22 protein-coding genes are annotated in these 23,663 nt (G+C 37.7%); 13 read left to right on the top strand and 9 right to left on the bottom strand.

The features are described 5' to 3' along the window. Nucleotides 1-4 precede the first annotated feature (4 nt). The 13 genes from ACTJJF_RS14135 to ACTJJF_RS14075 all read left to right on the top strand — a co-directional run bounded on the left by ACTJJF_RS14135 (nt 5) and on the right by ACTJJF_RS14075 (nt 14,892). On the top strand, nt 5-382 hold the full coding sequence (locus ACTJJF_RS14135) for a four helix bundle protein (RefSeq protein WP_440700054.1): 378 nt from the start codon (nt 5-7) through the stop codon (nt 380-382). 43 nt (nt 383-425) lie between these two features. Then, nucleotides 426-1,667 (top strand): phospho-N-acetylmuramoyl-pentapeptide-transferase, encoded by a 1,242-nt coding sequence (gene mraY, locus ACTJJF_RS14130; protein ID WP_065399791.1) that lies wholly within the window; start codon nt 426-428, stop codon nt 1,665-1,667. A gap of 62 nt (nt 1,668-1,729) precedes the next feature. Continuing rightward, the gene (murD, locus tag ACTJJF_RS14125; protein ID WP_312297645.1) at nt 1,730-3,055 is read left to right on the top strand and encodes a UDP-N-acetylmuramoyl-L-alanine--D-glutamate ligase; all 1,326 of its coding nucleotides are present in this window, start codon (nt 1,730-1,732) and stop codon (nt 3,053-3,055) included. A 57-nt stretch (nt 3,056-3,112) separates the two neighbouring features. Beyond that, the gene (locus tag ACTJJF_RS14120; protein ID WP_126652843.1) at nt 3,113-4,351 is read left to right on the top strand and encodes an FtsW/RodA/SpoVE family cell cycle protein; all 1,239 of its coding nucleotides are present in this window, start codon (nt 3,113-3,115) and stop codon (nt 4,349-4,351) included. Between the two features lies 1 nt (nt 4,352). Then, nucleotides 4,353-5,447, top strand: a complete 1,095-nt coding sequence (gene murG / locus ACTJJF_RS14115) for an undecaprenyldiphospho-muramoylpentapeptide beta-N-acetylglucosaminyltransferase (RefSeq protein ID WP_440700053.1) — start codon at nt 4,353-4,355, stop codon at nt 5,445-5,447. Further along, nucleotides 5,447-6,805, top strand: coding sequence for a UDP-N-acetylmuramate--L-alanine ligase (gene murC / locus ACTJJF_RS14110; protein WP_440700052.1), 1,359 nt, complete (start codon nt 5,447-5,449; stop codon nt 6,803-6,805). The genes murG and murC overlap by 1 nt, the downstream gene beginning before the upstream one ends. Before the next feature lie 216 nt (nt 6,806-7,021). Continuing rightward, the gene (locus ACTJJF_RS14105) at nt 7,022-7,396 is read left to right on the top strand and encodes a GxxExxY protein (protein ID WP_440700077.1); all 375 of its coding nucleotides are present in this window, start codon (nt 7,022-7,024) and stop codon (nt 7,394-7,396) included. A gap of 68 nt (nt 7,397-7,464) precedes the next feature. Beyond that, a complete protein-coding gene (locus tag ACTJJF_RS14100) occupies nt 7,465-8,442 on the top strand; it encodes a cell division protein FtsQ/DivIB (RefSeq protein WP_440700051.1) in 978 nt (325 codons plus the stop codon). Nucleotides 8,443-8,525: 83 nt separating this feature from the next. After that, entirely contained in the window at nt 8,526-9,908 is a 1,383-nt protein-coding gene (gene ftsA / locus ACTJJF_RS14095; RefSeq protein ID WP_440700050.1) for a cell division protein FtsA, read from the top strand. Between the two features lie 82 nt (nt 9,909-9,990). After that, nucleotides 9,991-11,907, top strand: a complete 1,917-nt coding sequence (gene ftsZ, locus ACTJJF_RS14090) for a cell division protein FtsZ (protein ID WP_440700049.1) — start codon at nt 9,991-9,993, stop codon at nt 11,905-11,907. 89 nt (nt 11,908-11,996) lie between these two features. After that, the gene (locus ACTJJF_RS14085) at nt 11,997-12,443 is read left to right on the top strand and encodes a GatB/YqeY domain-containing protein (protein ID WP_312297635.1); all 447 of its coding nucleotides are present in this window, start codon (nt 11,997-11,999) and stop codon (nt 12,441-12,443) included. 418 nt (nt 12,444-12,861) lie between these two features. Continuing rightward, nucleotides 12,862-13,272, top strand: coding sequence for a BrxA/BrxB family bacilliredoxin (locus tag ACTJJF_RS14080; RefSeq protein ID WP_047099553.1), 411 nt, complete (start codon nt 12,862-12,864; stop codon nt 13,270-13,272). Nucleotides 13,273-13,377: 105 nt separating this feature from the next. Next, the gene (locus ACTJJF_RS14075) at nt 13,378-14,892 is read left to right on the top strand and encodes a GH3 auxin-responsive promoter family protein (protein ID WP_312297631.1); all 1,515 of its coding nucleotides are present in this window, start codon (nt 13,378-13,380) and stop codon (nt 14,890-14,892) included. Between the two features lie 49 nt (nt 14,893-14,941). On the opposite strand, the gene ACTJJF_RS14070 is transcribed toward ACTJJF_RS14075, so the two are convergent. The 9 genes from ACTJJF_RS14070 to ACTJJF_RS14030 all read right to left on the bottom strand — a co-directional run bounded on the left by ACTJJF_RS14070 (nt 14,942) and on the right by ACTJJF_RS14030 (nt 23,661). Continuing rightward, nucleotides 14,942-15,352: a hypothetical protein gene (locus tag ACTJJF_RS14070; RefSeq protein WP_312297629.1), complete on the bottom strand. Its 411-nt coding sequence runs from the start codon at nt 15,350-15,352 to the stop codon at nt 14,942-14,944. Nucleotides 15,353-15,382: 30 nt separating this feature from the next. Next, nucleotides 15,383-15,742, bottom strand: a complete 360-nt coding sequence (locus ACTJJF_RS14065) for a hypothetical protein (protein ID WP_440700048.1) — start codon at nt 15,740-15,742, stop codon at nt 15,383-15,385. Between the two features lie 4 nt (nt 15,743-15,746). Further along, the gene (locus ACTJJF_RS14060) at nt 15,747-16,718 is read right to left on the bottom strand and encodes an endonuclease/exonuclease/phosphatase family protein (protein ID WP_312297626.1); all 972 of its coding nucleotides are present in this window, start codon (nt 16,716-16,718) and stop codon (nt 15,747-15,749) included. A 75-nt stretch (nt 16,719-16,793) separates the two neighbouring features. Next, the gene (locus tag ACTJJF_RS14055) at nt 16,794-17,771 is read right to left on the bottom strand and encodes an endonuclease/exonuclease/phosphatase family protein (protein ID WP_440700047.1); all 978 of its coding nucleotides are present in this window, start codon (nt 17,769-17,771) and stop codon (nt 16,794-16,796) included. 9 nt (nt 17,772-17,780) lie between these two features. Continuing rightward, the gene (locus ACTJJF_RS14050; RefSeq protein WP_440700046.1) at nt 17,781-18,539 is read right to left on the bottom strand and encodes a rhomboid family intramembrane serine protease; all 759 of its coding nucleotides are present in this window, start codon (nt 18,537-18,539) and stop codon (nt 17,781-17,783) included. Between the two features lie 5 nt (nt 18,540-18,544). Then, nucleotides 18,545-20,338, bottom strand: a complete 1,794-nt coding sequence (gene mutL, locus ACTJJF_RS14045; RefSeq protein ID WP_440700045.1) for a DNA mismatch repair endonuclease MutL — start codon at nt 20,336-20,338, stop codon at nt 18,545-18,547. Nucleotides 20,339-20,705: 367 nt separating this feature from the next. Further along, nucleotides 20,706-21,533, bottom strand: coding sequence for a YoaK family protein (locus ACTJJF_RS14040; RefSeq protein ID WP_065399806.1), 828 nt, complete (start codon nt 21,531-21,533; stop codon nt 20,706-20,708). Nucleotides 21,534-21,565: 32 nt separating this feature from the next. Further along, entirely contained in the window at nt 21,566-22,060 is a 495-nt protein-coding gene (locus ACTJJF_RS14035; protein ID WP_312297618.1) for a hypothetical protein, read from the bottom strand. A gap of 197 nt (nt 22,061-22,257) precedes the next feature. Continuing rightward, nucleotides 22,258-23,661 (bottom strand): sensor histidine kinase, encoded by a 1,404-nt coding sequence (locus tag ACTJJF_RS14030; RefSeq protein ID WP_312297617.1) that lies wholly within the window; start codon nt 23,659-23,661, stop codon nt 22,258-22,260. Nucleotides 23,662-23,663: the final 2 nt, after the last annotated feature.

Raw genomic sequence — 23,663 nt, 5'->3', positions numbered from 1 at the left:
GATAATGACAAAGAATTTTGAAAATTTTCCTGTGTACATCAAAAGCTTAGATCTTATTGAAAAAGTCTATATTTTTCTTCAAAGTCAAAGTTTTGAAAAAGAATTTGAATTTAATAACCAGATAAAAAGAGCGAGTTTTTCTATTAGCAACAATATTGCAGAAGGCTCAGAATATAATAATAACAGACAATTTATTAGATATTTAAAAATTGCAAAAGGCAGCTGTGCAGAAGTAAAAAGCATGCTGATTGTAAGTAAAAGATTAAAATTAGGTGACGAAAATAAAGCAGAAGAAATTATTGCTCTTTCAAGAGAAGTTTCTTCAAACATATCAAAATTCATTAAGTATTTAAGCGAAAATATTGAGAAGCCCAATCTTTAAATCTTTAAATAAATTAAATTTTTAAATAATAAAAAACAGAAACATGCTATACTATCTATACGAATATCTGACCAGCCATGGCATCCATGTTCCGGGATTAGGAATGTTGAAGTACATTTCTTTCCGTGCCGGGATGGCAGTATTGCTCTCACTGATCATTGCTCTTGTCTACGGAAAAAGAGTGATCAACTACCTGAGAACAAAACAAATGGGAGAACTGGTACGTGACCTTGGACTTGATGGACAGAAACAGAAAGAAGGAACCCCTACAATGGGAGGGCTCATCATCATTCTGGCAACCATCATTCCGGTATTGCTGTTTACAAGAATTACCAATGTATATATTGTTCTGCTGCTGGTTTCAATGTTCTGGATGGGAGCTATCGGTTTCCTTGATGATTATTTAAAGAAAATCAAAAAAAATAAAGACGGATTAAGTGGTAAATTCAAAATTGTAGGCCAGGTCGGTTTGGGGTTAATTGTCGGAGTTACAATGTATTTCCATCCGGATATTACCGTAAAAAGAAAATATGCAGATGCCAAAGTGGTGAACAGAAACAATGTGGAGCAGAACTTCATGCCTACAGAAAAAATCACGGTTTCCACCGTTCCTTTTGCAAAAAACAATGAATTCGATTATAGCGGAATTTTATTCTGGATGAACGATAAAGATGCCCATGAGTGGGCATGGATTGTCTTTATCCCTATTGTAATATTCATTGTAACAGCCGTTTCTAACGGAGCTAATATTACCGACGGGATTGACGGCCTCGCTGCAGGAACCAGTGCCATTATACTGCTCACACTGGCACTTTTTGCTTACCTTTCCGGGAACATCATCTTTGCAGATTACCTCAATATCATGTTCCTTCCCAATATGGGAGAAACCACCATTTTTGCGGTGGCCATGGTAGGTGCCGTTATCGGATTCTTCTGGTACAATACTTATCCTGCACAGGTTTTCATGGGAGACACCGGAAGTTTAATGCTGGGAGGAGTAATCGCCGTTTTAGCTATTATTTTAAGAAAAGAATTACTGATTCCTGTATTATGCGGAATCTTCCTGATTGAAAACCTGTCTGTAATGCTACAGGTCATTGTTTTCAAATACAGAAAAAGAAAATACGGGTTGGAATATGCCCAAAACAACAGACTATTCAAAATGTCACCATTACACCACCATTATCAGAAAGAAGGCTTTCACGAAAGTAAAATCGTGAACAGGATGATCATCATCGGCGTAATACTGGCAATTGTATGTCTGATCACATTAAAAATGAGATAAAAATTAAAAGCTGTAAGCAATAAGCGTAAAGCTTAAAGCCTATAGCACAAAGCTTTTATAATATGAAAATAGTTGTTTTAGGAGGTGGAGAAAGCGGATGCGGCGCTGCTTATTTGGCTAAAAAGAAAGGTCTGGAAGTATTTCTTTCAGATAAAGGAGCCATTAAGGATAACTATAAGCAGTTTCTTACCGATAATGAAATTGAATTTGAAGAAGGAAACCACGACGAAGAAAGAATTTTAAATGCAGACTGGATTGTAAAAAGCCCGGGAATACCGAAAAAGGCAGAGATCATCCATAAAATTCATGATAAAGGAATCAGACTTTCCTCCGAAATTGAATTTGCTTCTGAATTTACAGATGCAAAGATCATTGCCATTACCGGAAGCAACGGAAAAACAACCACCACCTCCCTGATCTACTATATCCTGAAAAATGACGGATTGAATGTAGGTTTAGGAGGAAATATCGGATACAGCTTTGCTAAGCAGGTTGCCGATGAAAACCATGAATATTATGTGCTGGAGGTAAGCTCTTTCCAGCTGGATGATATTCAGAATTTCAGACCGTATATATCTTTATTGTTGAACCTTTCTCAGGATCACCTGGATCAGTACAACTACAACTATGAAGAATATGCGCTGGCAAAATTCAGAATCACTGAAAATCAGGAAAACGATAATTTCTTCATCTACAACAAAGATGATGAGATGAGCAAAAATCTTCTTGAAAAACTTGAGATAAAAGCGAAAATGATCCCTTTCTCAACCAAAGAGAAGCTACCTGAAGGAGGTTTTATCAATGATGATGAAATTGTGGTAAAAATGAAAGACGAATTCGCAATGAAAGTTGATGAATTGTCTCTATTGGGAAATCACAATGTAGCCAACAGTTTAGCAGCTTCTATAGCCGGTAAGATATTAAAAATCAACAATGAAAGCATAAGACATTCATTAATGACCTTCCAGGCCGTAGAACACAGATTGGAGTTTGTAACTGAAATTGACAGCGTAAAATATATCAACGACAGTAAAGCAACCAACGTAAACGCCACCTATTACGCTTTGGAAAGTATGAAAACTCCAACCGTTTGGATCGTTGGAGGATTAGATAAAGGAAATGACTATACTGAAATTGAAGATTTAGTCAAAAGAAAAGTAAAGGCCATTGTTTGCCTTGGAGTAGATAACAAGAAGATCATAGATTTCTTTAAAGACAAAAAAGAATTTATTTATGATACTTCAAGCATGGAAGAAGCCGTGAAAATATCAAAATCACTGGCTAAAAAAGGAGACACCGTTCTTCTTTCACCATGCTGCGCAAGCTTTGACTTGTTCAAAAGCTATGAAGACAGAGGACGCCAGTTTAAAGAGCAGGTATTAAAGTAAAATATCAGATGTAAAAAGTACAGTCAACCTGTACACCCATACATCAATACAATACATATGGACGAACAGAACACAGAAAGCAGATTTGAATTTCTAAAGGGCGATAAAGTACTTTGGATGGTCATCCTTGTGATCTCCATCTTCTCTATTTTCCCTGTTTACTCTGCAAGTTCAAATCTCGAATACATTGTCAATAACGGAACCACTACAGGTCACGTTATCAAGCATATGTTCTTTGTAGTCTTAGGATTAGCCATTATGAGACTTGTAGGAACTATAAAATATGAATACATCGGAAAACTCAGCAGTATACTGCTCGGTTTAATGATTGTTCTGTTGATAGTTACAATGTTTACCGGTCAGACCATTGACGGGGCCAGTGCTTCCAGATGGCTGAAAATCCCGGGAACACCCATTTCCTTCCAGCCGTCTTCATTTGCCTTCCTGATGTTGATCATCTATCTGTGCAGATACCTGACCAAAAAGATCACAAGAGAAAGACTGCCGATAGAGAATATCATGTATATTTTCGGCCCGATCCTTCTTGTATTTGTATTGGTGGCAAAGGATAATGGTTCTACCGCATTAATGATCCTGATGGTTTCAGTGATCGTCCTCGTTATCGGTCAGCTTCACTGGAAATACATTGCAGGATTTATTTCAGCCTCTTTCGTTGCCATTGTACTCTTCCTGCTGATTGCTCTGAATACCAATATGATTGGCGGAAACCGTGTTCACACATGGATGAGCCGTATAGAAACCTTTACCTCCAGCAAAGCCAAAACTGCAGACGTTGATGATGAAAGCGTAAAAGCTAAAAATTATCAGGTAATGCAGGCAAAAGCAGCCATCGTTCATGGTGGAATTACCGGAATGGGACCAGGAAAAAGTGCATTGAAACAAATGCTTCCACAGTCTGCCTCCGACTTTATCTTCGCTGTTATTGTAGAGGAATATGGAGTAATAGGAGCTGCCTTCCTGATCAGTTTATACCTGATCATGATGATACGGATTGTAATGATCGCCAGTAAAATGCCGGCCTTTTTCGGATCGTTGCTCGTGCTCAGTCTCGGGGTAATGATCTTTATTCAGCTATCGGTCAACATAGCCGTTGCTGTGAATCTGATCCCGGTGACAGGACAGCCGCTGCCATTGATCAGTTACGGAGGAACCTCCATGCTGGTAACCTACTTACAGCTGGGAATTATTTTAAATATAAGCTCAAGAATTCAGATCTACGATGAAGAAGGAATGGGCAAAAAACAAAGTATAGCAGAAATAAACGATATCGCTTAACATGGACAAAAAATTAAAAATATTATTATCCGGCGGAGGAACAGGAGGACATATCTTCCCGGCCATTGCCATTGCTGATGAGATCAGAAAAAGGTTTCCTGATGCAGAATTTTTGTTCATTGGAGCCAACGGAAAAATGGAAATGGAAAAAGTTCCACAGGCAGGCTACAAAATAGAAGGAATTGATATCGCAGGAATCGACAGGGGAAATTTGCTGTCTAATCTTGGATTACCTTTCAAAATTCTGAAAAGCTTATTCAGATCAAAGAAGATCATTAAAGATTTCGCTCCCGATTTTGCTGTAGGAACAGGAGGATTTGCCAGCGGGCCTGCTTTGTATGAAGCAAATAAAATGGGAATTCCGATTTTCATTCAGGAGCAGAATGCCCATGCAGGAGTAACCAATAAAATCTTAAGCAAGAAGGCAAAGGCAGTTTTTACAGCCTACCCGAAAGTAGAAGGCTTTCCTGCTGAAAAAATAAAATTCCTGGGCAATCCTATTCGTGAAAACATTATTTCAGGAATGCAGGAAACTGCTCAGGCAAAGGAAAAAATGGGATTAGATAAAGACAAACTTACCATTCTATCTGTAGGTGGTTCTTTAGGTTCCCGAACCTTAAATAACGGTTGGAAAGAAAACCTAGAAAAACTAAAAGAAAAAGGATATCAGTTGATCTGGCAAACCGGAAAATTGGATTATAACGAATTATCTTCCAGCCTCCAGCTTCCAGCTTCCATTCATCTGAAAGAATTCATCAAAGATATGGAACTGGCCTACTCTGCAGCAGATATCATCGTTTCAAGAGCCGGAGCAATTGCTATTTCAGAATTAGCAGTGGCCCAAAAACCGGTTTTATTGGTTCCCTTCCCTTTTGCAGCGGAAGACCACCAAACTAAAAATGCCATGAATCTGGTTGAAAAAAATGCAGCCAGAATGGTAAAAGATTCTGAAATGCAGGAAAAATTCTGGAATACCCTTTCAGAAATCTGCGAAAATGAAAATGTAAGAAAAGAAATGTCTGACAATCTTAAATATTTTGCCAAGCCAAATGCCGCAAAAGAGATTGTAGATGAGATTTTTAAAGTAATAAAATAATGAAGAATTTAGAAACATATCAAAACTTTTACTTCGTTGGAATCGGAGGTATCGGAATGAGTGCCCTGGCACGCTATTTCAATGCATCCGGAAAGAAAGTATTGGGTTACGATAAAACCAACACCAAGCTTACTCAAAATCTGATAAATGAAGGTATTGATATTGTTTTCGAAGATATTATTGATGAAAGGATAACCGGTCTTCAGAAAGAAAATACACTGGTAATTTATACTCCGGCAATCAAAACACTTGGAATTTTAGATTATTTCAATCAAAACAGTTTTGAAGTTTTAAAACGGGCTAAGGTTTTAGGGCTGATCACAGAAAATACAGATTGCATCGCCATTGCAGGAACCCATGGAAAGACAACAACATCTACTCTTGTGGCACACCTATGCAAGGAAGCAGATCTGCCTTTTTCATGTTTTTTAGGAGGTATTTCCGAAAACTTCAAGTCTAACTTTCTGTACAATGGGTCTACCTATTCAGTTGTAGAAGCAGATGAATATGACAGAAGCTTCCTTAACCTTTCTCCGGATTGGGCAGTAGTAACCTCTACAGATGCAGACCATCTGGATATTTATGGCGATAAAAGCCATATTGAAGAAGGTTTCAGACAATTTGCCGCTCTGGTTCCTGAAGACAGACGGCTGTTTGTAAGAAAAGGGGTTGAGATCGGCAGAAAACATCAGACCTATGCTGTCAATGAGCCGGCAGATTATTATTCGGATAACCTTCGTATGGATCATGATAAGATTTATTTTGATTTCCATACCCCAACAGAAACCATAAAAGATTTTGTATGGGAAATTCCCGGAATCCATAATGTGGAAAATGCTACTGTGGCACTGGCTATTCTGCATAATTTAGGCGCAGATTTTGATACGCTGAAAAAGGCAATTGCCAATTTTAAAGGAATTAAAAGAAGATATACCAAACATATTTATCAGAACGGGAAAATCTATATTGATGACTATGCCCATCATCCTACAGAGATCAATGCTGTAATGGGCTCAATTAAAACATTTTACCCGGATAAAAAACTACTGGTAGCCTTCCAGCCTCACCTGTTCAGCAGAACAAGAGATTTCGCTGATGGTTTCGCTGAAAGTTTAAGTAAGGCAGACGAACTGATCCTGCTTGATATATATCCTGCAAGAGAACTTCAGGAGAATTTTGAAGGAATTACTTCAAGCTGGCTGTTGGATAAAGTAACATTAAATCAAAAAGAAGTATCGACTTTGTCCGATGCTTTTGAAAAAATAAAAAAGAAAGATTTTGATATCCTCCTTACCGTAGGCGCAGGAAATATAGACACCCTGTATGATCCTATCTGTGAATGGATAGAAAATATTTGAGTATAATAAACGCAATGCTCGCAAAGAAAATTTAAAAAAGTAAATATTTACGGGCGCAGAGACGTTACACTCAGCAATGAAAGTAAAATGGAATAATAGATAATTAACAATAAAATTATAAAAAATAAAGCCGTAGCTGAGTGAAACGCCTTTGCGAACGGGGAAAAATAAAGATCCTTTGCGATCATAGCGTTAAAATAAAAAACACAATGTACGATAGAAAATGAGATTTCAGGTATTGTTTTCGATGCCGGAATGAAAATACATCGTACGCTTGGAATAGGCCTTTATGAAAATGTATATGAAGAATGCCTGGTCTATGAATTGAAAAAAAGAGGATTACACATAGAAAGTCAAAAAAATATTGATATTGAATATGATGAATTAAAAATCCCAAAAGCGTTCAGAGTAGATTTATTAATTGAAAACAAAGTAATAATTGAAATAAAAGCAGTTCCGGAAATTAATGATTATCATTTCTTTCAGCTTTTAAATTATTTGAGAATAACAGATCTGAGATTAGGAATGATTTTAAATTTTCATTCAGTTTTATTTAAAAATGGAGTAAAACGAGTTGTAAATAAATTATAAAGGAGAATAAAAATCTCTGTTAAAAAAGAAATAAAAATACTTTTCGCCTATAGCGTTAAAGAAAAAATATGAAAAATAAATACAGAATATTAAAAATTGTTGTTACGGTAATCATCCTGGGATTGTTACTGAGTTTCTCCTTGAAGAGATTCAGCAGCCAGAAGATTACGGACAATAAGATTTCTGTAAAAATGAGCGAAAAGACTCCGGTGTATTTTGTAGACGAGAAAGACATCAGAGAAATCGTGAAAAAAGAAAACCCCTCAGGAAAAGTTGGAGATCTTAATATTCCCTCTTTAGAAAAAAAGATCAATGCTCTTCCGGCTGTTGACAGTGCAAATGTCTATCTGAACTTAAACGGAAAACTTAATCTGGATATCAAACAGAGAGTTCCGGTTTTCAGGCTCAATAAAGATGGAAAAGATTTTTATGTGGATGAAAAAGGAATAGAATTCCCTACTTCAAGGACCTATTCTCATCCTTGTATGCTGATAACCGGTAATGTACAGCCTGATGAGTATGAGAAACTGGCAGAACTTGTTGAAAAAATTGATAAAGATGATTTCAGTAAAAAATACTTTATCGGAATTTCCAAATATAAAGACAGCTATAATCTTCTGACAAGTGAAGGAAATTACAGAGTGGAAATAGGAGATTTAGATAATATTGATTTTAAAGTAAAAGGATTCAAGACTTTTGTAGAAAAATACCTTGTGTATCAGGATCCGCAAAAGTACAGCATGGTTTCTGTAAAATATCAGAATCAGATTGTCACCACCCTGAACCCTTACTTTAAAGAAAATGACAGTCTTCTTAAAGCCGGAAAGCTGGAACTGGCAAAAGCTCCTACTCCCACGGTTATTCCTAAAAAAGCGGAAGTAAAGCCAAAGACAGCGGAAGCAAAAAAAGTGAGTTCAGTTGCGGCTAAACCCAAAGAAAGCACAAAACCAAAAACACATACAAAGGAAACAAAAAAGACAGAGAAAAAAACAGCGGCCCCGGCACAGTCCAAGCCAAAGCCCAAACCAAAGGTGAAAATAGAATAAACAGAGTCACACAAAGACTATTTAACACAAAATAGGAAAAATCCTATCAAGGAAAAAGTAGAAAAAATCAAATCGATATAAAAATGGAAAATCAAGAGTATTCAGTAGGTCTGGACATCGGGACAACAAAGATAGTCGCGATTGTCGGAAGAAGGAATGCACACGGGAAAATAGAAGTTCTCGGTGTAGGAAAAGCTAAAAGTCTTGGTGTTCATAAAGGGATTGTGAATAATATTTCACAAACCATTAATTCAATCAAGGCTGCAGTATCCGAGGCACAATCCAGTGCCGGAGTTCCTATCCGCAAAGTTACGGTAGGTATTGCAGGAAAACACATACGTTCTCTGCAGCACTCCGATTATATTATGCGTGAACATCCGGATAAATTTATTACAGACGACGACATTGAAGCATTAAAAGATCAGGTGAAAAAACTGGTAATGCTTCCTGGAGAAGAAATTATCCACGTACTTCCTCAAGAATATAAAGTGGATTCCGAAGGAGAAATTCAGGAACCTGTTGGGATGCACGGAAAACGTTTAGAGGCCAACTTCCATGTTGTAGTAGGACAGATGGGGAGCATCAGAAATATTGCAAGATGCGTCCGTGAGGCAGGATTAGAAATGGAAGCCCTTACCCTGGAGCCTTTAGCGTCTTCAGAAGCTGTTCTTACCAAAGAAGAAAAAGAAGCCGGTGTGGCTATTGTTGACATTGGTGGTGGTACCACAGATATTGCAATCTTTAAAGACAATATCATCCGCCATACCTGTGTCATTCCATACGGTGGCGGAATTATTACAGAAGATATCAAAGAAGGCTGTTCCATTATTGAGAAACATGCAGAACAATTGAAAGTAAAATTCGGTTCGGCTGTTCCTGAATTGGAAAAAGACAGTACTTTTGTAACGATTCCGGGCCTTCACGGCAGACCGGACAAAGAAATTTCTTTAAAAACTTTAGCACAGATCATCAATGCGAGAGTAGAAGAAGTTCTTGAAATGGTCAATACAGAGCTTAAAGCTTATGGAGCCTTTGAACAAAAGAAAAAGCTTATCGCAGGCATTGTTCTTACCGGTGGTGGTTCAAACCTGAAACATCTTCGCCAGCTGGCCAATTATACAACAGGTTTTGACAGCAGAATCGGTTTTGCGAATGAATATATTGCCAACGATAAAAATCAGTACCTGAAAGGCCCTGAATTTGCTACATCTATCGGATTACTGATGGAAAGTTTAAAGATCAGAGACAAAAAGCAGAATGCTGATGAAGCCATTGAAGCAGTCACTGAGCAACCTAAGCAGGAAACAGCTGTTACACAGACAGAAACCGTTCAGCCGGTTCAGCAGACAGCAGCGGTTCAGGAACAGCCTGTAGAAAACGTACAGCAGGAGAACAGAAGAGCGAAACTGACTTTCGGACAGTCGCTTATGGAAAAAGTAAAAAAATTCTTTGAAGAAGTAGAGTAAATTATAAATGAAGAATGATAAGCAATTGGCAATTTTTTCTTATCATTAATCATTACTAATTATAATTATTAAAAGTATAGTTATGGAAAATATAGGTACACAAGGATTTTCATTTGATTTGCCAAAAGGAAATTCATCCATCATAAAAGTAATTGGTGTAGGGGGCGGTGGAAACAACGCTCTGAAGCACATGTACGAGAAAGGAATTCACGGGGTAGATTTCGTGATCTGTAATACAGATGCCCAGACTTTAGATAATAACCCGGTAGCCAATAAAGTACAGCTGGGAACTTCTATTACAGAAGGTCTCGGGGCTGGTGCTGATCCTGAAGTAGGAGAAAAATCAGCCATTGAAAGTATTGAAGATATCAAGGCAGCTATGGGCCAGAACACGAAAATGGTGTTCATCACAGCCGGAATGGGTGGTGGTACCGGTACCGGAGCAGCTCCTGTTATTGCAAAAGTAGCAAAAGACATGGGCATCCTTACCGTAGGTATCGTAACCGTTCCTTTCAGCTTCGAAGGTAAAAGAAGATTGGAGCAGGCTGAAAACGGTCTTGATAAATTAAAAAACAACGTTGATTCCCTGATTGTAATCAACAACGATAAATTAAGACAGCAATTCGGAAACCTTGGATTCAAACAGGGATTCTCAAAAGCGGATGAAGTATTAGCCAATGCAGCCAAAGGTATGGCGGAGGTTATTACAGGTTACTTTGATGTAAATATTGACTTCAGAGATGCTAAATCCGTACTTCAGAACTCCGGTACCGCTCTGATGTCTACAGGAACAGCTTCAGGTGAAAACAAAGCTGAAGAAGCGGTAAGAAAAGCTTTAGATTCTCCGTTATTGAACGATAATAAGATTACAGGAGCCAAAAACGTTCTATTGCTGATCAGAAGTGGAGCCGAAGAAGTGACCATGGATGAGATCGGTATCATTATGGACCACATCCAGAAGGAGGCTGGAAATACCGCTGATATCATCTTCGGAGTGGGTGCTGATGAAGAATTGGGAGATGCAGTAAGCGTTCTTGTTATCGCAACAGGGTTCTCCAACGAGAATAAGAAATTTGCAGGTCCTACGGAAAAGATCAGAATTAACCTTAATGATAGTTTTGAAACTCCGAAGTCTTCCCCTTTCAAAACCAGAGAGGAAAGAGAAACAGCTCCGGAAGTAACCTCTGATTCCAGCAGAAGCAGTCATTTCAGATTAGATGATGAAGACCATGATACTCCGCAGTTCAAGGTTACCTCTATTGAAAAAAAAATGATCATTGAGGAAGAAGAGATTAAAACAGAAATAAAATTCTCTGATAAAGAAGGAGATATCATCAATACTCCGGAACAAAACTGGAGAAATGAGGAAGAAAATCAGCAGGATGCATACAGTTTATTCTCTGTAGATGAAGAAAATGATGATCCGAACGATCTGGAGATCCAGTCTTTCTCATTTGATTTTGAAAATAAAAAAGATGAACCTCAGTCCGGGAACGCATTCAACAACTCTTTTTCAGAGGAAAAACCTGTTGAATTCAGCTTCTTCGTGAATGAGCCGACCAGAAATGAACCTAAAAATGATTTCGGACAGCCTAAGGCGGAATTTAATGCTCCGACAAGTGCGGTAGCAGAACCTGCTCAGAAAATTGAAACATTCTACCAGAAACAGGAAGAGCCGAAAGCCGAGATCAGATCAACTTTTGAAACCAAAGCTGAAGTTGAGACTCCAAAAACTGAAGAATCAGAATTCACTTTTGTGAACAAAACGATTGATCAGGACAGAGTTATTGAAAGAAGAAATAAATTAAAAGAATTCAACTCACGCTATCAGAGCTTTGACAGCACAAGTGAATTTGAATCTATTCCGGCTTTCAAAAGAAAAAATATCTCGATTGACGGAACCAATGCTTCAGACCAGAATATCAACACTTATCTGTCTGACAACAACGGTTCTATGCAGATCAGAGAAAACAGATTTTTAAATAAAGACGTAGATTAAACGCTATAGGCTGTACGCAGTAAGCTATAGGCTATGCCAGCCGGATCAAAATACTTACTGCCTATTGCCTGAAGCCTAAAGCCCAAACCATGAGTTTAGAAAATACAATAAACGAAGCTATAAAAACAGCGATGAGAGCTAAAGACAAAGTTGCTTTGGATTCTCTTCGTGCTGTAAAATCACAGATATTATTGCTGAAAACCGAAGCTATAGGAGCGGAAGTGACAGCAGAACAGGAAATTGCTATTCTTCAGAGAATGGTAAAACAGCGTAAGGATTCTTACGATCAGTTTACTGCACAGGGAAGAAATGACCTGGCTGAAGTGGAAGATGCGCAGATGAAAGTCATTGAGCAATTCTTACCCAAACAGCTTACTGCAGAAGAACTGGAAGCAGAAATGAAGAATATTATTTCAGAAGCCGGAGCTGAATCTGTTAAAGATTTAGGAAAGGTAATGGGTATTGCTTCAAAAACATTAGCCGGAAAATCAGACGGAAAAAGTATTTCCGAGATGGCCAAAAAGCTGCTTTCATAATGTGATCAGTATGTATCACAGTCCATAACTAAGGATATACAACCTTTGCATATCGATTTGATTAGAAGCCCGGAACTTTTCAGTTCCGGGCTTCGTTTTCTTTGGATATTAAAGTTTGTTATTCAGCTTTAATTAAAAACTGAAAAAGAAATTAACTACTACCTTTTTCAGACAGTACTTAAGAGGTTGATTGCTTGAGGGAAAGCCTTAAATGTTTTTTTCATGGTCGTCTGTTTTTCAGAATCATTTCAAATTTAATAATAATATTTGATTATACCTAATTTTAATTCACATTTTTATGAATATTATTGAAGTATTAATATTGTGTTAATTTTATATGCCTAATCCATTGATAGTTATTATATATTGATCAAACGTAAAGAAATGCTTAACTTTGTACTGATAAAAAACAAAATATATGTATCCAACAGATTTAGTAATGCCAATGAAGGCAGAACTTACAGATAAAGGTTTTCAGGATTTGACAACGCCAGCTCAGGTAGAAGAGGCTTTAAAGCAGTCAGGTACTACATTATTGGTGATCAATTCCGTATGCGGATGTGCTGCCGGAGCTGCAAGACCTGGAGTAGTATACTCTTTGACAGGAGATAAAAAACCTGATCATTTAACTACTGTTTTTGCAGGATTTGATACTGAAGCAGTAGTAGAAGCAAGAAAACACCTTGCGCCTTTCCCTCCAAGCTCTCCTTGTGTAGCACTTTTCAAAGACGGTGAATTGGTTCACATGCTGGAAAGACACCACATTGAAGGAAACCCTGCAGGCGCTATCGCAGCAAACCTTCAGGCTGCTTATGACGAATATTGCTAATAAACAATATATTAAATACCAGACCGTTACATATTTTGTAACGGTTTTTTTATTTAATACCGTAAAAAATTCTCAGAAAATTCAAATATCATTATATTTGTTGGAATGGCAACCAAGGCACTTTTCAATACAGTAGTCAACTGGTTCATCCGTCAGAGGATAGACCAGATCCAGAATTTCATGGACCATCCCATTGAGACACAGAAAGGTATATTGTTTTCCCAGCTGTTTCATGCGGAAGATACTGAATACGGTAAACTTTACGGATTCAACTCTATTTCAAGCTATCAGGATTTTAAAAATAAAGTCCCGATTGTAACGTATGAAGATTTTGAACCTTATATTGAAAAGGCAAGACAGGGGCAAAAAGATATAAGCTGGCCAGGTTATATCAAACATTTTGCAAAATCTTCAGGAACTACGAATGCCAAGAGCAAATTCATCCCTATTTCTGCAGAAAGCCTGGAATATTGCCATATGAAAGCCGGAAAAGACATGGTGTCTATTTACGCCAACAACCATCCTGAAAATCAGCTTTTCAATTATAAAAACCTGCGTTTGGGAGGAAGCTCTGAGCTGTATGCAGATTTTAATACAAAATTTGGCGATTTATCAGCTATTTTAATCGATAACCTTCCGTTTTGGGTAGAAATTACCACCACTCCAAGCAAAAAAGTTTCTTTGATGGGAGAATGGGAAAGCAAACTGAGAGCCATTACTTCTGAAGTAAAGAATGAAGATGTGGGAAGCATTCTGGGCGTTCCAAGCTGGATGATGGTTCTTTTACAAAGAGTTCTGAAGGAAACCGGCGTTAACAATGTTTCTGAGCTCTGGCCGAATCTTGAGGTGTTTTTTCACGGCGGAATCAGCTTTAAGCCCTACAGGGAACAATACAGGCAGATCATCGGAAAAAACATCAATTACTACGAAATTTACAATGCTTCTGAGGGCTTCTTTGGGATACAGGACAGATCCGACAGCGATGAAATGCTGCTGATGCTGGATTACGGAATTTTCTATGAATTTATCCCTATGGATCAGTTCCATTTTTCCAATCCGAAAGTAGTGAGTCTTGAGGATGTGGAAGTTGGAAAAAATTACGCAATGGTGATTACCACCAATGGAGGCTTATGGAGATATCTGATTGGTGACACGGTAGTATTTACTTCAACCAATCCGTTCAGAATAAAAATAACGGGCAGAACCAAGCATTATATTAATGCCTTTGGTGAAGAGCTGATGATCACGAATGTAGAATCTGCATTGTCTAAAGCATGTGAGCTAACCGGCGCACAGATCACAGATTTCACAGGAGCTCCGGTTTTCATGAAGGAAAACGAAGGTGGCGCCCATGAATGGATATTTGAATTCAGTCAGCACCCTGATGATCTGGATCGTTTTATCGATGCTTTCGACCAGCATTTAAAGAAAATAAATTCAGACTACGAAGCCAAAAGATACAACAATATGACACTCAGGAGACCCATCGTTCATATTGCTAAAGATAATTTATTCTACAACTGGCTGGAATCCAAAGGTAAACTGGGCGGCCAGAACAAAGTTCCGAGACTGAGCAATGACAGAGAGTACATAGATCCTTTGCTGGAACTCAACAGGTAAGGATTTTAAATATAAAAAAACCGCAGTTTGAGCTGCGGTTTTTCATTTTTTATTTGCTTAAGTCCTCTTGTACTTTTTTAGCTGCTTCCTCTACTTTTGAAGCTCCTTTTCTTGCAGCTTCCTTAGCATCTTTCCCTACTTTATTGGCTTCGTTCTTGATATCCTGACCTGCCTTATTAAGATCCTGTTTGGTTTTATCCGCTGTAGCATCAATCTTATCTTTAGCTTTCTGAGCGGCATCATCTATTTTATTCCCAGCTTCGTCTACTTTTGTTTTCACATCTTCTTTGGCTTTATTGATCTTGGAAGTATCAACTCCGGAAGAGGTTTCTGTCACAGTAGTAGTTGTAGTGGTGGTTGACCCGTCAGGATTCTCTACCTGTTCAGTTTTTGTCGTTGATTTTGTGCAGGCTACTGCCAATACAGAAACTGCAATAGCTGCTAAGATTTGTTTTTTCATATTGTATATTTTTAGGAATATTTTGATCTGTTATGGTTGGGCTTCTTTGGCGACCGGCGTTTCTGCTGTCTTTTGTTTTTTCTCCGCTTCTGTCTTTTTCTTTTCTTCTTCCAGTTTCGCTTTATTTTCTTTTTCAAGCTCTGCCTTCAGCTTTTTTTCTTCTTCTTCAATCTTTTTAGCCTGTTTTACGGAGTCCAGATACTCTGGCGAAGACATTCTTATCTTACGGGCAATATCTACTGAAACAGCCCCGTTTGAGAATGAATCAACAGCCAGTGTATCATAATGCATCTTAACCTCCTGTTCTGCTCCAAAGCCTGGTGACTCTTTTTTGGAACATGCAATAAACAGAATCATAAAAACAAAAAACGCTGACAGTAAATTTTTCATGGAACTAATTTAACAGAAATTCTGCAATTACTGGATAGTGATCCGATAATTTCACAGAATGATCCACTTTATAGCTTAAAGGAATGATTGATTTGGAGGTGAAAATATAATCAATTCTCAAAGGTACCTTATAGTCATGAAAGCTGCTGGCACTCCCTTTTCCTGCAACAAGAAAGGCATCCTGCAGGTCTTTTCCAAGATTGTAATATTCATAGGAATTGGGTACAGAATTAAAATCTCCGGCCAGGATCACAGGATACGGAGACATATCCACTATTTTCCGGATTCTTTTTACCTGTTCTTCGTGTTCCTGAAAAGTAGGCACCATATGGGAAAGAAGAGTAGAAATATTCCCCATTCCCAAAGCGTCCAGCTTGGTAAACATGGATTTATGAAGACGGAACGGTTCCAGATATACATTCACAATTCTGATAACTTTACCGTTGATATCCACATCTGCAAAGAAGGAATTTCCTCTGGATTTCTCATCAATCAATTCAGCCTGTCTTACAATTTTATGTTTTGTTTTGAGAATAACGGAAGGATATTTTACCAGATCCTTTTTGATAGCACGGTTGGTATCTTTTTCCTGAACCAGGATAATATCTGCATTTTGTTCTTTGATATAGTCTTTTATCTTATCCCATCCGTAATCACCATATTTTACATTGAAGGTTAAAACTTTGATGTCTCTTATTGTTTTTGCATTCTCTATTTTGGGAGAATAATTGATCCAACGTCTGACAGGATTGTAAAAAATAAGTGCACCTAAGACAAAAGCAACGGCTATTTTTTGTTTCTTAAACGCCCAGACCAGTGTAAGAATAATATATGTAGCCATCAGATAGGGAAAACCAAGGGAAAGAAGATTAAGATTGCCCAAAAGGTTAGGTGAAATCCATGCATTTCCCAGTGTGCATAACAGCAATACGGCAACAGCGATATGTATAAAAAGTAATATCTGATTCGACTTCATGAAAAAAACGGTCTTGGTACGGATATTTTTTAGCAAAAATCCTACCAAGTAGTCAAATTTTAACTAATTTTATGATTATTTATTTCGTGTTGAAAATTTAACGATGACCGGATAATGATCTGAAAGACTGACAGAACGGTCAACTTTGTAGGAAACCGCACTTAATGATTTCGAAGAAAAAACATAGTCTATCCTGATAGGAAATTTATAGTCGTGAAAGCTTGTTGCGCTACCTTTTCCTGCAGTAAGAAAGGCATCTTCAAGACCGTCAGACAGGTGGTAATATTCATAAGAATTGGGAACGGAGTTGAAATCTCCGGCAAGGATAACAGGATAAGGTGAATTTTCAATAGATTCCCGGATAAGTGCTACCTGGTCCTGATGTTTTTTAAAGGTAGGAATCAATCTTTTCAGGATATCTTTTAATTTTCTTTTACTGACATCTGTATCTGCATTAAGGTCCATCATCTCTTTTTCAAACTTGAATGGATGTAGATAAACATTAATACATCTGTATATTCTGCCATTTATTTCAACGTCTGCCTGCAAACCTCCATTTGAACCTAATATTTTATGATCTACAATTTTATACTTCGTTAATAGGGCAAGAGCACTTCCTGTCTTCACTGATGTATAACCTTCCGACAAAGGTAATTTAACCCCTCCGAATTCCTGCAGAAAAATAATATCGGCCTTTTGGGAAGCTACATAATCTGTAATTCCTGAACCTCCTGCAAGCCAGGCTTTAATATTAAATGACAAAACTTTTATATCTGAGGTCTCATTCTTGTCTGCAGAATAATTAACCCATCTTTTTGCAGGGGTTAAAAAGGCCAGTCCTGCAAGCATAAATACAAAAGCTCTTTTTTTCCAGCTGAATACCCAGAAAACAGTCAGTATGATGTACAGTATGATCAGGATCGGGAAACCCAGGGAAAGCAGATTAAACCACGGAAAAATCTTAGGCGGAATATAGGCATTCAATAAGGTACCCAGCAGCAAAAACAGAATTCCGATATGGAGAATCAGAAGTATGAGTCGGAAAATCTTCACAAAATTGTTTTAGTTGAATCTGTACAAATGCTTTTTCCAAATTCGTGCCAACAGCCATCCTACCAAAGCACCTCCTACGTGTGCCAGGTGAGCAATACCTCCGCCATTGCCCGAAACACCAAGATAAACAGAAATTACAACAATAATAGGTAACAGATATTTTACTTTGATAGGAACCGGAATAAACATGATTCCAATTTTTGAATCTGGATATAGTGTTGCAAAGGCAGCTACAACTCCGAAGATAGCTCCGGAAGCTCCAAGCATAGGCGTTTTTAATAAAGCATAATATTGACTTGACAGTTCCTGTCCTTCGACTGTTGTAGCACTAATTTTTAGGCTTCCAACATAATCAAGAGCAGCTTTCGGATAAATTTCAGAAGCACTAAGCCCTAAACTTTGTAATCCGGAAATAATTTGTTGGCCTTCTACAAAATTCCAGAGGTTAAACAGAAAGAATGAGCCTAAACCACTCGCAAAGTACAATATAAGATATTTCTTTTCTCCTAATGTCTGTTCCAGAATGGGCCCAAAACTAAACAGTGTAAACATATTGAATAAAATATGCATTAATCCTCCGGATTCTCTCAGGGGAGCATGCATAAACATATGGGTGATCACCTGCCAGGACTTAAAGTTGGGAGAAAAAGGATAAAACCCAGAAAGAGTATTATATAAACTCGGATAGTACAAAAAATTAGCAATCAAATAAACAATAACATTTAAAATGATAATATTTCTTGTGATCGGCGGTATATTGTTAAACATAATTTCTAAAATTTGTTTTTAAAATCATTAAACGGAACTTCATAGAAGCATCTTTTCCCATCCGGTAAAAACTCAGGGAAGCCCAGTGCTGTAAAGTCTTTGATGACCTGTTCCGCATCTTTTTTATAGAGAAAATCAAATCTTGATTTCGACTGCATTTTATTCCACTGATTGTGGTAATACTGTAGAAATTCTTCTTCAGTTTTATAATCCAGGATTTCGAAGAGGTTTTCCAGAAATTTCATAGCCTGGGTTTCTTTCAGTCCTTCAGGAAGGGAATCGATTCTCAATACGCTTTCATGAGCAATTTTCATGTCAAACCCTAATTCCGGAAGATATTTTTTGAACGAATTGTATTTATTTTTTTCAATTTCATTCATATGATACTCCAGAGAGAAAAGGAGGGCATGGCTGTTGGTGGTTGATTTCCTTGTTGATTTATTGTTTTCAGAAACCAATAACCTGTGCATTCTTCCCAAATCCAGCATGAGGGTAACATCTCCTTTGTTGAACAGCCAATAGCCGTTCGGGAGCCTCATTAAATCTTCGTCAAAATCTTCATCCTCAAATAAATTGATCTTTGAAGGCTCTGCCGTAATATTCTGATGGTACATTTCCGTAAGGTTCTGAATTTCTTCCGGATGTACTACATTTTTTTCCTCAAGAAACGGGTTATAATCTTTGTCTACGATGATCTCAGGCATTTTGATAACGCCGCTTCCGCCACCGCCGTTTCCTTTACTCGGAATGGGTTTATTCATCATTTCATCCAATTCAGGATCTCTGTCGAAATCAAGGCTTGGAGAGACATTATAAATTCCTAAAGATCTTTTAATTGTTGAGCGCAGTAAAGCAAAAATAAGGTGTTCATCCTCAAACTTAACTTCTGTTTTCTGCGGATGGATATTCACGTCTATTTTCTCCGGATCAAGCTCCAGGAAAAGGAAGAATGAAGGGACATATCCAGGCTGAAGCAGTCCTTCAAAAGCTTCCTGTACTGCTTTATTAAAGTATGGACTCTTGAAATACCTTCCGTTGACAAATAAAAACTGTTCTCCTCTGGATTTTTTAGCTCCTTCAGGCTTGGCAACAAACCCATGAAGTTTACACCAGATAATATCTTCTTTGATCGGAATCAGAAGCGGCTGTAATTTTCTTCCGAAAACATCTACAATACGCTGCATCTGGCTTCCTTTTCTCAGTCTGAAAACCGCTTCATCATCATGGAATAAAGAAAACTCCAGATTCTCGTGGGCCAGGGCAACACGCTGAAACTCATCAATGACATGTCTGAACTCGATATTATTATTTTTCAGAAACTTTCTTCTTGCCGGAACGTTATAGAACAGGTTCTTCACCAAAAAGTTGGATCCGTCTGCTGTCTGAACCGGATCCTGAAACTGGAAAACTCCACCTTCTATATAGATATTGGTTCCGATGGAAGCGTCATTCTGTTTTGTTCTCAGCTCAACCTGAGAGACAGCAGCAATGGAAGCTAAGGCCTCTCCTCGAAATCCTTTTGTTGCAATCTTAAAGATATCTTCTGTTCCCTTGATTTTGGAGGTCGCATGCCTTTCAAATGCCATGCGGGCATCTGTTTCAGACATTCCTTTTCCGTCATCCACTACCTGGATTAGATTTTTTCCGGCATCCCTGATGATCAATTCAATTTTCGTTGCCTCTGCATCTATAGCATTTTCCAAAAGTTCTTTCACGATGGATGCAGGTCTCTGCACCACCTCTCCCGCTGCAATTTGGTTGGCTACATGATCCGGTAAAAGCTGAATAATATCTGACATAAAAACGTAAATCAACTTACAAAAATAGTCAATGAAAACGGGAATTAAAATACTAAAAACGGGATTTAATATTTAATTATCAACATTTTTACCTATTTATCCCCATCCGGTTTTTTTATTGTTTGTAACGAAGGACTTTAGGAAGGTTCTTCATTGAATTCGGAAAATCCGGTTTTACGGATCAGGTTCATCGTTGGAGAATGATTATTTCTCTCGCTTAGAGAATACGCTCAAGCCTATTTCTATTCGATATTGTGAGTATAAACCTGTGCTGATCATAAAATCATTAAAAAACACCCTCATTTTATGATAAAACAAGGGTGTAACAGCTAGTTTATACAAAAAAATTAATAGTGATGTATCTATTTTAATCTTCAAAGACAAGCTTTCTTTTCTTTTCTCTTTTGGGGATTCCGTGAATCTTATCATACAGGTACGCAAACAGATTGGGTTTCTTATAAATCCTGCTATACCTGTATTTTGTATTGAAGTGGCGCACATGAATTTTATAGGCATCATATCCGATCACGATCAGAAGACACAGGCTAATGACATAAAAGACTCTGAATTCCAGATAATAATAAGTCATTCCTGAGAATACCGCTCCTAAAACATAGGCAAGCATAATACTCATTAATAATTTTGCTCTCCCGATCAGCTCACCGTTTTTCCTGTATTTTTTCTGGGTAAACATAGAGACCAGAATTCCAAGATCGGTTGTAGTTCCGGTAAGGTGGGTTGTTTTTACAGAGAAATTGGAAATACTGGCTGTCAATCCGTTTTGCAGACCTGTGGCAAAAAGCATCAGGGCAACCAGATATTCTGTTTCTTCCAGGGTTTTCTGATAGTACAACTGCCCGTATACTCCTACAAAGAGAAGACATATGATCTCCAGCACAATCGGCATGGCATGGGCAAAATATTTACTTTTCTTATTAAAATTGATCACAATAAAATTGGATAGAAAACTTCCGAAGAAGAATAAAAAGATCCATCCGCCTACAACTGCAACCTGCGTCCAGTTTCCTTTACTGATTTCTGCTGCTAAAATGGCATAATGTCCGGTTACGTTTGATGTGAAAGAGAGAAATATCAATAGGGATGCAATATTTATAGTACCTGCTGTAAATGCAGTCAGCGTCCCCAATCTGATATTGTCTCCCAGTGTCCTGCTGTTACTATAATTTCTTAACATTTGTTATTTTTTAAATTGTTCATGATGTGTTTCTAAACCTCTACAAAGATCTCTGCCAACCTTCCTCTTTCCGGAAGTCTTTCTCTTACTTCAATTGCAATTTCATGAGACTGCAGGTCTTTGCATTTTTTGATATAGGGAATAAGATCAAATTTTCCCTTACCCTTACTTTTGACAGATGAAGAATAATAAGCTTCTTCAATGTTTTCAGCTTTCACATATTGGTTGAATGTTCTCTGGAAGCTTCCCGTAAAAATGTCGCAGATAATTTTATTAACCAGGTGAGGGTACTTATTCTTGATAATTCCGTAGGCATCACAAAACTCTTCCGGTCTGATCTTATTGAAAACCGATGTTTTGGTGTTGAACAAAAGATCTCTGATAGAGTCCCCTGAGTCATATCCTGAAGTAAGAAGAATATTGTACTGGGTCTGATCTTCCGATGCGTCTTTCTCCTTCAGTACTTTTTTCAATATGTTTAATGACTCAAGAGAGTAATCTGTTGCAATTAAAATTGTTTTAGCCATGTTCTTATTATTTTGTATTGTGTTGATCTTTTTTGATGATACAAAACTAGAACGACCAGATTAGAGGATCTTTGGAACGGAATTAAAATGTCATTAAAGAGATTAAAATGAGATTAGAAAATTGTTAACGGATATTAATATGGGGAAAAAAGATTTTAAGGCGAAATACAATCAAAGATTTTCGACAAGTATGTCTTTTACACTGTTTCTTTATGTGTACTGTAAAAATTAGGAAAACGCATCTGAACGGTTGTTCCCTGGTTCTCATGCGAGCTTACGATCAACTCACCGTGATGCATTCTCACAATATTCCGGGCAAGAGGAAGCCCAATTCCATAGCCTTCGTAATTATTAGTATTGGAAGCTCTGAAGAAAGGATCGTAGATTTTATTCATTTCCTCTTCCGGGATTCCGATACCATTATCTTTTACAATAATATACACATCAGTATCCGTTGCTCCCAGAGAAACTTTAACCTGCTGGAAATTAGAATACTTGCAGCCATTACTGATGATATTGGCTACCGCAAGATGCAGGAGCTGCTCATTCCCCTGAACCTTAAGCTTTTTAGGGTTATCAGGAAGCATACTGATATCCAGATAGATATTGTTTCTGGAATCAATTCTTCTCAGGGTTTCGATCACATCCCAAAGCAGCTGATCGATCCTGACCTTATCCATTTTCTGGATCTTACCATCGAATCCGGTTTGGGCAATCATCAGTAAAGCTTTGATCTTTCTGTCAAGCTTTTCCGCTTCATCCAGGATGATTTCCAGGGTTTCTTTATACTCTTCAGGTGTCCTGCTGATAGACAGTGCGACATCCGCTTCACCCATAATGGAGGTCAAAGGCGTTCTTAATTCATGGGAAACATTTCCGATCAGGTGGTTCTGGGTTTCAAAAGAAGTCTCAATGCGGTTGAGCATCCCATTAAAGGTATCTACCAGCTCATTCAGTTCTTTATTATCCGGCTGGGGCTCTAATCTTAAATGAAGATTTTCCGAGCTGATCTCCTTTACCTTGCCTGTAATTTTTAAGATCGGTCTGAATAATGTTTTAGACAGATAAAAAGAGAAAATCATACTAAAGAACAGCGATAGCACGATGCAGGTAAGCAGTGTTCTCTTTAAAAAACCAAGATAATAGATCACATAATGGTTTTTGGCAGAAGCAATCGCAATATAATCCTTATTATCATATTTAAAACTCTGTCCTATATAATAAAACTCTTTATCATTATAATTGGACTCCCCTGTTTTGATGATATTTTTAAAGAAATAATCGGGGATATGAACTTCCTGGGATATTTTTTTGAAATTGGAATCAGAAGGAACTGCAAACACATAATCTTTCTCCATCGGAAGCTCTTCATCATTCAGGCTATTAAGGATATAATTCTCCGGAAGGTCGAGATGGTCTTTGCTTTTTTCGATCTGAACAATAGTCGCAGTACGGATTTTCAGCAATTCATAAAATCGCTGATGGGAAAAATTGACAATTGAAAAGTAAACCAAACCACTGAACAGCAGAATGATGGCTGTAAAAACCAACATCAAAAGCACCATCGTTTTGGTCTGATTTGTAACTACTTTATTAAACATTC

The sequence above is a fragment of the Chryseobacterium sp. 22458 genome (assembly GCF_052044975.1).
GTDB lineage: Bacteria > Bacteroidota > Bacteroidia > Flavobacteriales > Weeksellaceae > Chryseobacterium.
This window is presented reverse-complemented; position numbering and strand designations above follow the sequence as displayed.